Raw genomic sequence first — 14147 nt, 5'->3', positions numbered from 1 at the left:
GAAAAAAAAGCGCCCCGACGTTCTGTTCGGGGCGCTGTGCATTCAGGGGCGCTTGGCGTATTTAACGAAACGCCGGCACCACATGCTTGATAAACAGCTCCAGCGATTTCTTCTTCTCCGCATGCGGCAAGCTGTTGTCGCACCAGAAACTGAACTCATCCACCCCCAGTTCCTGGTAGTACTTGATCCGCGGAATGATCTCTTCCGGTGTGCCGATCATCGCGGTCTTGTGCAGGCTCTCCAGCTCAAACTCCGGACGCCCGGCAAACTTCTCTTCCGGGCTCGGTGCCAGGAAGCCGTTCACTGGCACCTCCTTGTTGCCGAACCAGGCATCGAACGTGCGATAGAAACGTGAAATCGCCTTGGCGCCCACCTTCCAGCCTTCCGGGTCATCCGCCGAGTGCACGTGGGTATGACGCAGCACCATCAATTGCGGACGCGGTACATCCGGATTGTTGTCCAGCGCAGTCTGGAACTTGTTCTTCAGGTCTAGGACTTCTTCGTCGCCCTTCATCAGCGGCGTGACCATCACGTTGCAGCCGTTGGCCACGGCGAAGTTGTGCGAGTCCGGGTCGCGGGCGGCGATCCACATCGGCGGATTGGGCTTCTGGATCGGTTTCGGCACGCTGGTGGAGGTGGGGAATTTCCAGATCTCGCCATTGTGGGCGTAGTCGCCTTGCCACAGCGCGCGGACCACCGGAACCATTTCCCGTAGCGCCTGACCGCCGCTGGAGGCAGGCATGCCGCCGGCCATGCGATCGAATTCCACTTGATAGGCACCACGCGCCAGACCGACTTCCATCCGGCCGTTGCTGATCACGTCGAGCAAGGCGCATTCACCGGCGACCCGCAGCGGGTGCCAGAACGGCGCGATGATGGTGCCGGCGCCCAAATGAATGGTGGTGGTCTTGGCCGCGAGGTAGGCCAGCAGCGGCATCGGGCTCGGCGAGATGGTGTATTCCATCGCGTGGTGTTCGCCGATCCACACGGTGCTGAAACCGCCGGCCTCGGCCATCAACGTCAGTTCGGTCAGGTCTTCGAACAGTTGACGGTGGCTGACGCTTTCGTCCCAGCGTTCCATGTGTACGAACAGGGAAAATTTCATGACGCTACCTCGAATCTCTTGTGGTCGGCCGGTCGCTTGCCGGCCTGTTTAAGTGCAATCGTGCGGATCAGGCGAAGGCGGGCAGGGCGCCCATCTTGCCGTGGCAGTACACCAGCGGGCCGGCGTCCTGCTGAGGGAGGATGAGGTTCTTCACCGCGCCGACCATGATCGCGTGGTCGCCGCCTTCGTATTCGCGCCACAGCTCACATTCGATGATAGCTGTCGCGTTGGCCAGGATCGGGTTGCCCAGTTCGCTCAGCGTCCACTCGATGCCCTGCGCCTTGTCCTTGCCTTTGCGGGCGAAGGCGTAGGCTTCGCTCTGCTGACCACCGGACAGCACGTGAATGGCAAAGCGTTTGTTCTTGATCAGGACGGGGTAGGAATCGGAACTGTAGTTGGGGCAGAACAGCACCAGCGCCGGGTCCATCGACAGCGAGCTGAAGGCGCTGGCGGTCAGGCCGACGATCTGGCCGTCGTCATCCAGCGTGGTGATGACGGTAACGCCGGACGGGAACGAGCCCATGACTTGTTTGTAGACGGCAGCATCGATCATTGGTCAATCCTCGAGTGCGGTGAAGCGTGTTTTTATGTGTTTATGGGTCTGATGGTATACCGTAATACATCGATTGCAAGCGCTTTTTTGGTGAAACGATAAACGTGGTGTTTTCGTCGGAAACTCAACAGTTACGGGCCTTTCGTCTAGCCGTAAGGCCTTGATATCGGAGAGGATGCCGGATCAGTTAACGCCGCAAACAGCGGATCAGTCTTGTGAAAATGTTGGAATACCATAATATGGTGTTCACCTGAGGGGCGGCCACGAATCTCCCCCGGTTTGGCTTCATACAACGATAAGAACAGACCCAATCGAGTTCATTTTTATGTCCCAGATGTCCCGGCAAGATCCGTTGATCGAGAATCACACGGTCGACTACGTCCCACTCGCGGAACGCCACGGGAAGGCCCGCGACCTGTTCACCCTTTGGTTCAGCACCAACATTGCGCCACTGCCCATTGTCACCGGCGCTATGGTGGTTCAGGTATTTCATCTCGACTTGTTCTGGGGGCTGCTGGCGATTGCGCTGGGGCACATGATCGGCGGCGTGGTGATCGCCCTGGCGTCGGCGCAAGGCCCGCGCATGGGCATTCCGCAGATGGTGCAGAGCCGGGGCCAGTTCGGGCGTTACGGCGCGCTGTTGATCGTGTTCTTTGCGGCGATCATCTACATCGGCTTTTTCATTTCCAACATTGTGCTGGCGGGTAAATCCATCGTCGGCATTGCGCCGTCGGTGCCGGTGCCGTTGAGCATTCTGATCGGCGCTCTCAGCGCCACGGCCATTGGCGTGATTGGCTACAACTTCATCCACACGCTCAATCGCATCGGCACCTGGGTGATGGGCAGCGCGTTGCTGGCCGGGTTCATCTACATCTTCGCCCATGAGTTGCCGGCGGACTTCCTTACCCGGGGCAGCTTCAATCTGTCCGGATGGCTGGCGACGATGTCGCTGGGGATCATCTGGCAGATCAGCTTCTCGCCGTACGTCTCCGACTATTCCCGCTACCTGCCGGCGGACATCGGGATCGGCAAGCCATTTATCGCGACTTATCTGGGCGCCACGCTGGGCACGATTCTGTCGTTCACGTTCGGCGCGGTGGCGGTACTGGCGACGCCGGAAGGCACTGAGGCGATGGCGGCGGTCAAGCAATCCACCGGTTGGCTCGGGCCGATTCTGATGGTGCTGTTCCTGCTCAACATCATCAGCCACAACGCGCTGAATCTGTATGGCGCGGTACTGTCGATCATTACCTCGATCCAGACCTTTGCCAGCCAATGGACGCCGAGTATCAAAGTGCGAGTGAGCTTGTCGGGCGTGGTGCTGGCGGGCTGCTGCCTGGTGGCGCTGGGCGCGTCGGCGGATTTCATTTCCGAGTTCATCGGTTTGATTCTGGCGCTGCTGCTGGTGTTGGTACCGTGGGCGTCGATCAACCTGATCGACTTCTATCTGATCAAGCGCGGTAGCTACGACATCGCTTCGATCTTCCGCGCCGACGGCGGCATTTATGGGCGCTTCAACTTGCACGCGATCATTGCCTACTTCATCGGCATCATCGTGCAACTACCGTTCGCCAACACATCGTTGTATGTCGGGCCGTACGCCAATCTGGTGGAAGGCGCGGACCTGTCATGGCTGGTCGGCCTGATCGTGACGTGCCCGCTGTATTACTGCCTCGCGACCCGTGGCCAGACTCAGCAGAGCAGGGCGGCGCGGTTGGGTTTTACCGACTGAGCGTTCGCAGGCTGTTCAAACAATGCCCGGCACTTCGCCGGGCATTGTTGTTTCCGCATCCCGGCGGTCACGCAAATTGGCCATTTCGATCCCCTTTTGGCCAACCGGCTACTGTGCTGCGACTACGCTGTCAGCAAGAATCGGAGCCACAACTAAATGCTGCACCTTCCTTGCCCTTGGCTGATTTGACAGCCGCTGCCGTGTACAGAACATAAAAACCATCGACTCACGCTGCATTCGGGGAAACACAACATGGTCACGATGAAACGCATTCTGGGCGCCACTGTTTTCGGGCTGACGCTGCTGGCCAGCGCCGTACAGGCCGAACAGCGCGAACTGCGGGTGTACAACTGGGCGGATTACATTCTGCCGTCGGTGCCCAAGGATTTCGCCGCCAAAAGCAACATCAAAGTGACCTGGGACACCTTCGATACCAACGAATCCCTCGAGGCCAAGTTGCTGACCGGTAACTCCGGCTATGACCTGGTGGTGCCGTCGAACCAGTTCCTCGATACCCAGATCAAGGCTGGCGTGTTCCAGAAGCTCGACAAGTCCAAGCTGCCGAACTGGAGTCACCAGGACCCCGCGCTGCTCAAGTTGCTCGACGCCAACGATCCCGGCAATCAGTACGGCGTGCCCTACATGGTCGGCACGGTGCTGATCGGCTTCAACCCGGCCAAGGTCAAGGCGGCGCTCGGCGAGAATGCACCGGTGGACAGTTGGGACCTGGTGTTCAAACCGGAGAACATGGAAAAGCTGAAATCCTGCGGCGTGGCGATGCTCGATTCGCCATCGGAAATCCTGCCGCTGGCCTTGCATTACCTGGGCCTCGACCCGAACAGCCAGAACCCGGCCGACTATGAGAAAGCCAAGGACCTGATGCTCAAGGTTCGCCCTTACGTCACCTACTTCAACTCGGCCAAGTACATGACCGACATCGCCAACGGCGATATCTGCGTGGCCATTGGTTATTCCGGCAGCTTCTACCAGTTCGGCAACCGTGCCAAAGAGGCGGGCAACGGCGTGGTGGTCGACTGGCGCTTGCCGAAGGAAGGCGCGCCGATCTGGTTCGATACCTTCGCCATTCCGAAGAGCGCGAAGAACGTCGAAGAGGCCCACGAGTTCCTCAACACCTTGCTCGATCCGAAGGTCATCGCTTCGATCAGCGACTTCCTCGGTTACCCGAATGCCAACAAGGATTCGCTGCCGCTGATCAACAAGGAAATCACCGGCAACCCGAACCTGACGCCGACCAGCGAAGCGCTGAAGAAGCTGTATGTGGTGCAACCGTTGCCGCAGAAACTGGAGCGGGTGCGGACCCGGGTCTGGACCAGCATCAAGTCGGATAAATAAGCCCAAAACCGGGGAAGCGAACCACGTTCGCTCCCCCGGCTGTTATTTCGCCTGACTTTCTTCAGGCGATTTGTCCTTCGTCAGGATCAGACTCAGCACCACCGACGCCAGAATCAGCCCGCCGACGATCGCCAGCGACCACTCCACCGGCATGTGAAACCACGGCATCACCGTCATCTTCCCGCCGATGAACACCAGCACCAGCGCCAGCCCGTACTTGAGCAGATGAAAGCGGTCGGCCATGTCCGCCAGCAGAAAGTACAGCGCCCGCAGGCCCATGATCGCGAAAATGTTCGAGGTGAAAATGATGAACGGATCAGTCGTCACCGCGAAAATCGCCGGGATGCTGTCGACCGCAAACATCAGGTCGCTCGCCTCGATCAGCACCAGCACCAGAAACATCGGTGTGGCCCAGCGCACACCGTTCTGCAGCACAAAAAAGCGCTCGCCGTGAAAGCCGTTGGTGATCCGCAAATGCCCGCGCACCCAGCGCAGCAGCGGGTTGTTATCAAGGTCCGGTTGCTGCTCGGCAAACACCAGCATCTTGATCCCGGTGATGATCAGGAACACGCCGAACACATACAGCAGCCAAGTGAATTGCGACACCAGCCAGACCCCGGCAAAGATCATCGCCGCGCGCATCACGATTGCCCCGAGCACGCCGTACAGCAGTACCCGGCGCTGCAACTCCGGGGGCACGGCGAAGTAGCTGAAGATCATCACGAAGACGAACATGTTGTCGATCGACAGCGACTGCTCGATCAGGTAACCGGTGAGGAATTCCAGGGTCTTGACCTTGGCGATTTCGGGGCCGAATTCGCCGTTCAGGTACCACCAGAGCAATCCGGCGAAGGCCATCGCCAGCATGCACCAGGCAAATACCCAGGATGAGGCTTCCCGTACCGAAACCCGATGCGCCTTGCGCCCACCGAGGACGAACAGGTCGACGGCCAGCATGGAGAGGACAAAAACGATGAAGGCGACCCACATCCAGGGTTCGCCGATGTTGATGGGGTGCATGCCGTTCTCCCTGTCTTTATGTTTTTCGGGGTAGACGAGGCCATGCTAGTAGGAGCCTTCCGACAAAGAAAAATCGTTTATTTCGTGGGTATTGTTCGTTATTAACGAAGTGTCTGCCTTGGCAATGGGGTGACGGAAGGTATTTCAGTCAGTGCTTCTTTGCTAACCTCCCTTCGAGCCAGTCCATCATCCCTTGGGAGTCACGATCATCGACACGCCAGATCCTCAAGCCGTTTGCAGCCCGATCACCAGCGCTGCCATATTCATTGTGGCGACCCTCAACGCCGATTCAGGTGCAGCGGAAAAAGTCCGCGGCTGGTGCGCCGATGTCGCGGGGCTGACGCGTTCGGTCGGCAAGCGCGTTCCTTCGGGCAACCTGTCCTGTGTCTGCGGATTTTCTTCCAGCGCTTGGGATCGTCTGTTCGGCAGTCCACGCCCGGCGTCCTTGCATGACTTTCGCGAATTCGGCGTAGAAGGGCGGCGCGCCGTTTCCACGCCGGGCGATTTGCTGCTGCACATTCGTGCCGATCAGATGGACCTGTGTTTCGAATTGGCGACGCAGTTGATGTCGGCGCTGGACGGCACCGTGACGGTGACCGACGAGGTGCAAGGATTCCGCTATTTCGACATGCGCAGCATCATCGGTTTTGTCGACGGCACGGAAAATCCGGTCGGCCGCAAAGCCGAGCATTTCACCCTCGTGGGCGATGAAGATCAGCCGTTCAGTGGCGGCAGTTATGTGCTGGTGCAGAAGTACCTGCACAACATGAAGGCGTGGAACGAGTTGCCGGTCGAGGCGCAGGAACGGGTGATCGGGCGCACCAAACTGTCCGATATCGAGCTGGACGATTCGGTCAAACCGAGCAACTCCCACAGCGCCTTGACGACCATCACCAAGGACGGCGAAGAGGTGAAAATCCTGCGCGACAACATGCCGTTCGGCCGGCCCGGCGCAGGTGAGTTCGGCACTTATTTCATCGGCTACGCGCGTTCGCCGGAGCCGTTGGAGCAGATGCTGGAGAACATGTTTGTCGGCAAGCCGCCGGGCAACTACGACCGGTTGCTGGACTTCAGCACGGCGGTCACCGGCAGTCTGTTTTTCGTGCCTTCGGCGGATTTGCTGGAAGAGTTGGCAGAGCGATAAAAAAAGGCGGGATCAATCGATCCCGCCGTTTTGCATTTACTTGCCTGCCGCCAGCGCTGGCGTGCGTGGCGGCACCAGACGCCTGGAACCGGTCGCCTCAAACGCCGCTGCCAGACGCAGCAACGTCGAGTCGTCATAGGCGCGACCGGCAAACGTCAGCCCCACCGGCATGCCGATGTCGGCCATCACGCCCATCGGCACGGTGACGGTCGGCACGCCGAGGTGGCGGATTGCGAGGTTGCCGTTGGCGACCCAGATGCCGTTGCTCCAGGCGATATCCGCCGAGGCCGGGTTGACGTCGGCGTCCGCCGGGCCGACGTCGGCGTTGGTCGGGAACAGCACGGCGTCGAGGCCGAGACGATCCATCCAGTCTTCGAGGTCGAGCTTGCGAGTCTTCTCCAGACCGCGCAGGCCGTCCGGCAGGGTCGGGATCTGATCCCACGGCGTGATGCCGCGCTGGGCCATGCGCACGTATTCGTCCATGCCGGCAGCGAGGTCGCCTTCACGATTGGGCAGGGTGCCCGGGTCGTGGGGGAAGATTTTCGGGCCGTCGACGTCTGCCAGACGGTTGAGTTTCGGGTCGTCGTTGGCACGCAGGAAATCATCGAACGCCCAGGCCGACAGGTCCCACAGTTCGTGGTGCATGAACTCTTTCGAGACGATGCCGCGATTGAACACGGTCGGCGCGCCCGGACGATCACCTTCGCAGTTGGAGACCAGCGGGAAATCCACTTCGATCACTTCGGCGCCGGCGGCTTCGAGGGCCTGACGGGCCTGTTTCCACAGATCGATCACCGAGGCACGAGTGTTGATGCGTTGCCCGGTCGGGCCGCCGATGCCCGGTTCTTCGCTGGTGCCGGCTTCAGGGTCGGCGTTGATGTACATGCGCGGCACGCCGAGGCGTTTGCCGGCCAGTGCATCGCTTTTCACGGCGAGTTCAAGGTAAGAAGCCGGGCGCACCGAGGCGACGCTCGGGATCGGCACCCACGGTTGCAGGCGCCACAGGTCGCCACGGGTGTCGGTGTCTTCGGCGACCACCACGTCGAGGACTTCCAGCAGGTCGGCCATGGTACGGGCGTAGGGCACCACCACGTCCATGGTCGGCGTCAGCGGCCAGTTACCGCGTACCGAAATCACCCCGCGCGACGGCGTGTAGGCGCACAGGCCATTGTTCGAAGCCGGGCCGCGACCGCTCGACCAGGTTTCTTCTGCCAGACCGAAGGCCGAGAAACTGGCAGCGGTGGCGGTGCCGGCACCGTTCGACGAGCCGGAAGCAAACGGCGCAGTCAGATAATCAGCGTTATACGGGCTTTCAGCCCGGCCATAGACGCCGCGCTGCATCCCGCCATTGGCCATTGGCGGCATGTTGGTCTTGCCCAGGCAGATAGCGCCGCCCGCGCGCAGGCGCTCGATGGTGAACGCATCGCGCTGGGCCACCAGATCAACGAAGGCCGGGCTGCCGGACGCGGCGGTCAGGCCTTTGACCAGATAGCTGTCTTTGGCGGTGTAGGGGACGCCGTCCAGTGGACCGAGGGTTTCGCCTTTGGCACGGCGGGCATCGGAGGCCTGCGCTTCTTTCAGCGCGTCAGGGTTGCGCACGATCACCGCATTCAGGGCCGTAGCGGTGTCCGGACCGTCATAGGCGTCGATGCGCGCCAGATAAGCCTGCACCAGTTCAACCGCCGTGGTCTGGCCGGATTCGAGCGCCGCGCGCAATTGGGCAATGGAAACTTCAGTGACTTCGATCATGCTGTTACCGCCGACAGGTTCGCTAAAGGGTGGTTGGTCATTGTTATCGTCGAAAGATGTCAAAGATTCTTGATGGGCGAAACTCTACCCTGAAATTGGCCCATTGGCATGCACAAAGTCGATAAATATCGGTTAATTTCATCGGAAAAACTCTCCCGGCGTCTCACCAAACTGTTGGCGAAACGCCGCGATAAAGGCCGACGTCGAGTCATAACCACACGCCAAAGCCACGTCGGTGACGCGTTCGCCACGCTCCAGCGGCGTCAGCGCACCCAACAGACGCAGGCGCTGACGCCAGGTGCGGAAGGTCAAGCCGGTGTCGCGCAGGAACAGCCGAGTCAGCGTTTTCTCGGTCACGCCGAATTTTTCGCTCCAGTGCGCCAGGGTGGTCTGCTGTTCCGGATGTTGCTCCAGACTCTGGTATATCTGGCGCAGGCGACTGTCCTGCGGCAATGGCAGCATCAGGTCGATGGGCGGGGCATCGGCCAGTTGATCGAGGATCACCTGGGCCAGGCGCCCGTGCGGGCCGCTCTGGTCATATTCGACAGGAATCTGACTGAACGCTCGAATCAGCTCACGCAAAAGATCGCTGACGCCGAGCACATGGCAACGCTCCGGCGCCCAGTCGGCAACACTGCAATCGATGTACAGGCTGCGCATTTCCGTGTGCGGTGAACTGAACACCCGATGTGGTACGCCCGCCGGAATCCACACCGCACGCTCCGGTGGGGCAACGAAACGACCGACGGCAGTCTGCACTTCGAGCACGCCCTGGATCGCATAGGACAACTGCACCCACGGATGACTGTGGCGGCGGGTGAGTGCACGATTGGGCAGCGATTCGGTGCGCCCGTACAGTGGACGCGGCAGGCTGGGCAGCCCGGGAATGCTGCGTCTGACGCTCTTGTCGTGTCCTTTTGGCGGCATCTGTGGGTTCTTCGGCGTTAGTCGGTAATTTTCAGTCACGTTAGAGTCGCTTCAACGTACTGGCAACCCCCCGGATGAGCAAACCATGACGCGCCCACGATTTTTGCCCGACAACTTCACCCTGACCCTGATCGGCGTGGTGCTGCTGGCCAGCTTCCTGCCCGCCAGCGGCCAGGTCGCGGCCGGCTTCGGCTGGCTGACCAACATTGCCATCGCGCTGCTGTTTTTCCTGCACGGCGCCAAGCTGTCGCGGGAATCGATCATCGCCGGCGCCGGTCACTGGCGCCTGCATTTGCTGGTGTTCGGCCTGACCTTTGTCCTGTTCCCGCTACTGGGACTGGCGCTCAAGCCGCTGCTGTCGCCATTGATCGGCGATCAGCTGTACATGGGCATGCTTTACCTGTGTGCGCTGCCGGCCACGGTGCAGTCGGCGATTGCCTTCACTTCGCTGGCGCGGGGCAACATTCCGGCGGCGATCTGCAGCGCAGCGGCGTCCAGTTTGTTCGGAATTTTCCTCACGCCGCTGCTGGTGACGCTGTTGCTGAACGTTCACGGTGACGGTGGCTCGACCCTCGATGCGATCGTGAAAATCAGTGTGCAACTGCTGCTGCCGTTCATCGCCGGTCAGATCGCCCGCCGCTGGATCGGGGCATGGGTCGGTCGCAACAAGAACTGGCTGAAATTTGTCGATCAGGGCTCGATTCTGCTGGTGGTCTACGGCGCTTTCAGCGAAGCGGTGAACGAGGGCATCTGGCACCAGATTCCGGTGATCGACTTGCTGGGGCTGGTGGTGGTGTGTTGCATTCTGCTGGCGCTGGTGCTGCTGGCGTCCACAGTGCTGGGCAAGCTGTTCGGTTTCAGTCTGGAAGACCGCATCACCATTCTGTTCTGCGGTTCGAAAAAGAGCCTGGCCACCGGTGTGCCGATGGCGCAGGTGTTGTTCGCCGGCAGCACGATTGGCGTGTTGATTCTGCCGCTGATGCTGTTCCATCAGATTCAACTGATGGTCTGCGCGGTGCTGGCGCAGCGGTATGCGAAACGCCAGGAATCGGTGCCTGAACTGATGGCCCAGGTCGATCCTTGATCTAGGCTTCTGACGCTAACCCGCTCCGGAATACTTGACTGCCGCCGCAGCCCGCGACGGCACGTTGAGCACCCGCAACAACGACGACACATGAATCCGCACCGTGAACGGCGAAATATCCAGTTCACGGGCGATTTCCTTGTTGGTCTTGCCTTGGGCAATCAGCCGCAGCACCTCTTGCTGACGCGGGGTGAGGGCGGTGCCGGTGTCCAGCGGCAGCAGGCCGGACGGGGCGAATTTCACCAGAACCTCACCTTCACGAATCGCCCGGATCGCCTGACCGATTTCGTCGGGGGCGATGTTCTTGCCGATGAATCCATCGATGCCGGCGGCCATGACTTCGCCGATCAGTGCTTCGTCATCGACCATCGACACCACGATCAGGGTGGTTCGCGGCAAACGCCGGCGCAATTCCGCGAGCTGACTGACACAGGTCAGGCCGGGAAAACGCAGGTCGAGAATCAAGGTGTCGGGCTCATCGCCGGCCGGCAGCAGGGCGAGCACGGTGTCGAGATCGCCGGCTTCTTCGATCAGGGCTTCGGGCAGCAGACGCTGGACGGTGCGCAGCAGCGCTTCGCGAAACAACGGATGATCGTCGGCTATGATGATTCGGCACGCCATGGCAAAACCCTCCCTGGGTCAGCATTTCTCACGGCATGCACCTTAGCACCGGGCGAAGGCATTGCCTGTTGATTCGTGCTGTTTATGACGACTGCCGCACAAGGACGTTCCACCATGAAGTTCGAAAAGAACACCGAACTCGACCAGGCCAATCTGCGCATCATCATCGCCAGCATCGCCCTGGTTTACATGGCCGTGCTCGGTTTCCTGCCGGGGCAGCGCTTCGATACTTATCTGCCGGTGGTCACCTACATTTCCCTGTTTCTGCTGGCCTCCGTTGTGCTTCGTCAAGTCATCGTGCGCTGGCCTGGGCATTATCCGGCGCGGCGGATTTTCGGCATGCTCCACGATTACACCGGCACCAGTTTCGGGCTGGTGGTCGGCGGCGAGGCGGCGTTGCCCATCTATGCCGTCATGGTCTGGGTCAATCTCGGCAACGGCATGCGCTACGGCTCGCGCTACCTGGCGATCGCCACGGTGCTGGCATTGCTGGCGCTGTTGGCGGTCTATCGATTGACGCCGTACTGGCAGGCGCAACCGTTCATGGTGCTGATGCTGATGATCACCAGCACGGTGATTCCGGTGTATGCGCACCTGTTGCTGGAGCGTACGCGCAAAGCATCGGAAGAAGCGGTCGCTGCGAACCTTGAGAAGTCGCGTTTCCTGGCCCAGGCCAGTCATGACCTGCGTCAGCCGATCCACTCCATCGGCCTGTTCACCGCGTGTCTGCGCGAGTCACGACTGGGCGAGGAGGAGCGGCGGCTGGTGGACAGCATTGACCGTTCGCTGCTCAACGTGTCGCAGCTGTTTCGCTCGATTCTCGATCTCTACACCCTCGACAACGGGCGGATTCTGCCCCGGTTGCAGACGCTTGAGCTGGGTGAATGGCTGGCGGATCTGATCCGCCAGAACGCCGAAGCCGCACGCTGGGCGGGTGTCGAACTGCGCTTGCGGCCTTGCGAACACTGGGTGCGCACCGATCCGGCGTTGCTCGCGACGATGGTGCAGAACGTGCTTTCCAATTGCTTCAAATACGGCGCGCACCGGCCGGTGCTGATCGGTGTTCGCAAGCGCGGCGCGGGGTTGGCCATCGCGATCTATGACCGCGGCAGTGGTATCGCCGAAGAGCATTTGCCCAAGGTGTTCGAGGAGTTTTATCGGGTGCGCCAGTTGCGCGACAAGGACGTTGAGGGCGTGGGGCTGGGACTGTCGATTGTCCGGCGTCTGGGGCAGTTGATCGGTGTCGACGTTGCGATCCGCTCACGGCTGGGGCATGGCACGGCCGTGACCTTGTATGGGCTGCCCCTCGCATCGCCGCAGGTGCCGGTCAATCGTGAAGAGGCTCGACAGGTCGGGTTGCTGACAGGGCTGAAGGTGTGTCTGGTGGAAGATGATCGTAACGTTCTGTTGGCGACGTCGGCGTTGCTCGAGCGTTGGGGTTGCCTTGTGCAGGCCGAACTCAGCGGACAGGGCTTGGTCACGGACTGCGACATCATCGTCGCCGACTATGACCTCGGCTCTCACAGCACCGGTATCGAGTGCATCGACGAGGTTCGTCGTCAGCGCGGTTATGCGGTGCCGGCCATGATCATCACCGGGCACGACATCGAAAAAATCCAGGCGGCGCTGCATGACCGCCAGATCGCCATTCTGTCCAAGCCGGTACGCCCGGCCGAGCTGCGCGCGACCCTGCGTGCGCTGCGCGACCGGCAGACCGAAGCGGTCAGCGCTTACACAGATAGTCCTGCGTGATGGTGGTTTGCAGGCAGTTGTACTGGCCCATGGTGCGGCAGATGTTTTTCTCCGAGCCCGACACTTCGGCGCTCTTGTAGCCCCAGACCTTGCAACGTCCTTCAGCCGCGGCCAGGCCTTGAGCGGCGGAGGTTTGCCCGCTCTCGAACTGGCCCAGTTCATAGGAGACCTGGACAACGCCGTCGGTCTTGCTGCCGCCGGTGGCTTCCCATTGCTTGGGGGTGGCGCAGCCGGTCAGAACGATGGCTGCGAGGCTGAGGGTGGCGATGAGTGTTTTCATGATCGAGCGCAATCCTTTACCGGATGAGAAGAGGCATTTGAACGGTTTTTCTGCACCGGATTATTGGTACGGAATCGGCGACGCGCCTTTGGGCAGGCAAGACAGCGGAGGCGTCATGATGCCCATGCTGGCCACTGCGATGATCGCGCCGCTGGGCAGCTCGCAGTTGTATTCGCCGGCGGCGGTGTAGGCGGTGTAGTAGGTCAGCGTGCTGTCGTTGCGGATGTTGCCGATCTTGGTCACTGGTTGGCCGATGACGGTCTGGGCGCGTTCGCGCATGCTGTCTTCGGTGGGTTTGGCGGTCTGGCAACCGCTGGCGCCGAGGAGCAGGGCACCGAGAATCGAGATCCTGGCGAGGCTGAGCTGCTGTTTCATGGTGTTTCTTCCTTGGTGTTGTTGTTTTTCCAGGCACAACGATCCCGCGCACTGCGCAGCGGCAATGTTGGGGAGCGTCGGGGGTTGCGAGGGAATATAACGCCAGGGATCGGGGTGGTCGATTAGCACAAATGTGCTAGTGCGGCGCAACCAGCGGTGGGCTGGTTGCGCCGATAGCGGTTATTGAGGACTGTTGAACTGGTCGGAATAGCTGCCGCTCATAAGGGCCGAAGCGACCTGGTCCGAACCAACGCCTGCGCGGGAGTAGGCGAGCCGGTTGGCACCGACCTTGTCTGCGCCATCGGCGGCGAGGGCGCCTGCGCCGACGTGATCGGAGCCATCAGAGGCAACAGCACCAGCGCCGACGTGATCCGCGCCATCGGAAGCAACGGCTCCGGCGCCGACGTGATCGGAGCCGTCAGAGGCAACAGCACCAGCGCCGACGTGATCCG

At 60.8% G+C, this 14147-nt stretch carries 13 protein-coding genes and 1 pseudogene; 5 read left to right on the top strand and 9 right to left on the bottom strand.

Translation table 11 applies throughout. From position 1 onward, the window contains the following. Window positions 1-61: 61 nt before the first annotated feature. Entirely contained in the window at window positions 62-1105 is a 1044-nt protein-coding gene (locus QRN46_RS26050) for an LLM class flavin-dependent oxidoreductase (RefSeq protein WP_007950451.1), read from the bottom strand. A 67-nt stretch (window positions 1106-1172) separates the two neighbouring features. After that, a complete protein-coding gene (locus QRN46_RS26045) occupies window positions 1173-1658 on the bottom strand; it encodes a flavin reductase family protein (protein WP_285358171.1) in 486 nt (161 codons plus the stop codon). 325 nt (window positions 1659-1983) lie between these two features. Here QRN46_RS26045 and QRN46_RS26040 point away from each other — a divergent pair, with 325 nt between their 5' ends. Next, a complete protein-coding gene (locus QRN46_RS26040) occupies window positions 1984-3390 on the top strand; it encodes a purine-cytosine permease family protein (protein WP_011334638.1) in 1407 nt (468 codons plus the stop codon). Window positions 3391-3642: 252 nt separating this feature from the next. Further along, window positions 3643-4743 (top strand): polyamine ABC transporter substrate-binding protein, encoded by a 1101-nt coding sequence (locus tag QRN46_RS26035; protein ID WP_011334637.1) that lies wholly within the window; start codon window positions 3643-3645, stop codon window positions 4741-4743. A gap of 42 nt (window positions 4744-4785) precedes the next feature. Here the strand turns inward: QRN46_RS26035 and QRN46_RS26030 are convergent, their stop codons facing one another. Further along, window positions 4786-5763, bottom strand: coding sequence for a TerC family protein (locus QRN46_RS26030; RefSeq protein ID WP_285358166.1), 978 nt, complete (start codon window positions 5761-5763; stop codon window positions 4786-4788). Window positions 5764-5956: 193 nt separating this feature from the next. Here QRN46_RS26030 and QRN46_RS26025 point away from each other — a divergent pair, with 193 nt between their 5' ends. Then, on the top strand, window positions 5957-6907 hold the full coding sequence (locus tag QRN46_RS26025) for a Dyp-type peroxidase (RefSeq protein ID WP_285358164.1): 951 nt from the start codon (window positions 5957-5959) through the stop codon (window positions 6905-6907). A 36-nt stretch (window positions 6908-6943) separates the two neighbouring features. Here the strand turns inward: QRN46_RS26025 and QRN46_RS26020 are convergent, their stop codons facing one another. Together QRN46_RS26020 and QRN46_RS26015 are read right to left on the bottom strand one after the other, a co-directional pair. Continuing rightward, complete coding sequence (locus tag QRN46_RS26020; RefSeq protein WP_285358163.1) at window positions 6944-8656, bottom strand: amidase; 1713 nt, start codon at window positions 8654-8656, stop codon at window positions 6944-6946. A gap of 138 nt (window positions 8657-8794) precedes the next feature. Continuing rightward, complete coding sequence (locus QRN46_RS26015; RefSeq protein ID WP_011334633.1) at window positions 8795-9583, bottom strand: AraC family transcriptional regulator; 789 nt, start codon at window positions 9581-9583, stop codon at window positions 8795-8797. Between the two features lie 85 nt (window positions 9584-9668). Between QRN46_RS26015 and QRN46_RS26010 the strand changes: the two genes are divergently transcribed. Beyond that, a complete protein-coding gene (locus QRN46_RS26010; RefSeq protein WP_285358162.1) occupies window positions 9669-10667 on the top strand; it encodes a bile acid:sodium symporter family protein in 999 nt (332 codons plus the stop codon). A gap of 15 nt (window positions 10668-10682) precedes the next feature. On the opposite strand, the gene QRN46_RS26005 is transcribed toward QRN46_RS26010, so the two are convergent. Further along, entirely contained in the window at window positions 10683-11288 is a 606-nt protein-coding gene (locus tag QRN46_RS26005; protein WP_201819194.1) for a LuxR C-terminal-related transcriptional regulator, read from the bottom strand. Window positions 11289-11402: 114 nt separating this feature from the next. Here QRN46_RS26005 and QRN46_RS26000 point away from each other — a divergent pair, with 114 nt between their 5' ends. Further along, window positions 11403-13040: an ATP-binding response regulator gene (locus QRN46_RS26000; protein WP_011334630.1), complete on the top strand. Its 1638-nt coding sequence runs from the start codon at window positions 11403-11405 to the stop codon at window positions 13038-13040. On the opposite strand, the gene yecR is transcribed toward QRN46_RS26000, so the two are convergent. The 3 genes and pseudogenes from yecR to QRN46_RS25985 form a co-directional block, all read right to left on the bottom strand. Next, entirely contained in the window at window positions 13012-13320 is a 309-nt protein-coding gene (yecR, locus tag QRN46_RS25995; RefSeq protein WP_285358161.1) for a YecR family lipoprotein, read from the bottom strand. The genes QRN46_RS26000 and yecR overlap by 29 nt on opposite strands. A 60-nt stretch (window positions 13321-13380) precedes the next feature. Then, complete coding sequence (locus QRN46_RS25990) at window positions 13381-13695, bottom strand: hypothetical protein (RefSeq protein ID WP_011334628.1); 315 nt, start codon at window positions 13693-13695, stop codon at window positions 13381-13383. Window positions 13696-13875: 180 nt separating this feature from the next. Then, window positions 13876-14147, bottom strand: a pseudogene (locus QRN46_RS25985) (hypothetical protein); the annotation flags it as partial.

This window comes from Pseudomonas sp. lyk4-R2A-10 (assembly GCF_030209075.1).
GTDB classification, from domain to species: Bacteria; Pseudomonadota; Gammaproteobacteria; order Pseudomonadales; family Pseudomonadaceae; genus Aquipseudomonas; species Aquipseudomonas glycinae.
The sequence above is the reverse complement of the archived record's forward strand: the minus strand, read 5'-3'. Positions and strand labels throughout refer to the sequence as shown.

Excerpts from the sequence above, each read along its gene's own strand:
- QRN46_RS26010 (WP_285358162.1), top strand. The coding sequence starts at position 9,669 with ATGACGCGCCCACGATTTTTGCCCGACAACTTCACCCTGACCCTGATC.
- QRN46_RS26000 (WP_011334630.1), top strand. The coding sequence starts at position 11,403 with ATGAAGTTCGAAAAGAACACCGAACTCGACCAGGCCAATCTGCGCATC.
- QRN46_RS26050 (WP_007950451.1), bottom strand. The coding sequence starts at position 1,105 with ATGAAATTTTCCCTGTTCGTACACATGGAACGCTGGGACGAAAGCGTC.
- yecR (WP_285358161.1), bottom strand. The coding sequence starts at position 13,320 with ATGAAAACACTCATCGCCACCCTCAGCCTCGCAGCCATCGTTCTGACC.
- QRN46_RS25990 (WP_011334628.1), bottom strand. The coding sequence starts at position 13,695 with ATGAAACAGCAGCTCAGCCTCGCCAGGATCTCGATTCTCGGTGCCCTG.
- QRN46_RS26040 (WP_011334638.1), top strand. The coding sequence starts at position 1,984 with ATGTCCCAGATGTCCCGGCAAGATCCGTTGATCGAGAATCACACGGTC.
- QRN46_RS26045 (WP_285358171.1), bottom strand. The coding sequence starts at position 1,658 with ATGATCGATGCTGCCGTCTACAAACAAGTCATGGGCTCGTTCCCGTCC.
- QRN46_RS26015 (WP_011334633.1), bottom strand. The coding sequence starts at position 9,583 with ATGCCGCCAAAAGGACACGACAAGAGCGTCAGACGCAGCATTCCCGGG.
- QRN46_RS26020 (WP_285358163.1), bottom strand. The coding sequence starts at position 8,656 with ATGATCGAAGTCACTGAAGTTTCCATTGCCCAATTGCGCGCGGCGCTC.
- QRN46_RS26005 (WP_201819194.1), bottom strand. The coding sequence starts at position 11,288 with ATGGCGTGCCGAATCATCATAGCCGACGATCATCCGTTGTTTCGCGAA.
- QRN46_RS26030 (WP_285358166.1), bottom strand. The coding sequence starts at position 5,763 with ATGCACCCCATCAACATCGGCGAACCCTGGATGTGGGTCGCCTTCATC.
- QRN46_RS26035 (WP_011334637.1), top strand. The coding sequence starts at position 3,643 with ATGGTCACGATGAAACGCATTCTGGGCGCCACTGTTTTCGGGCTGACG.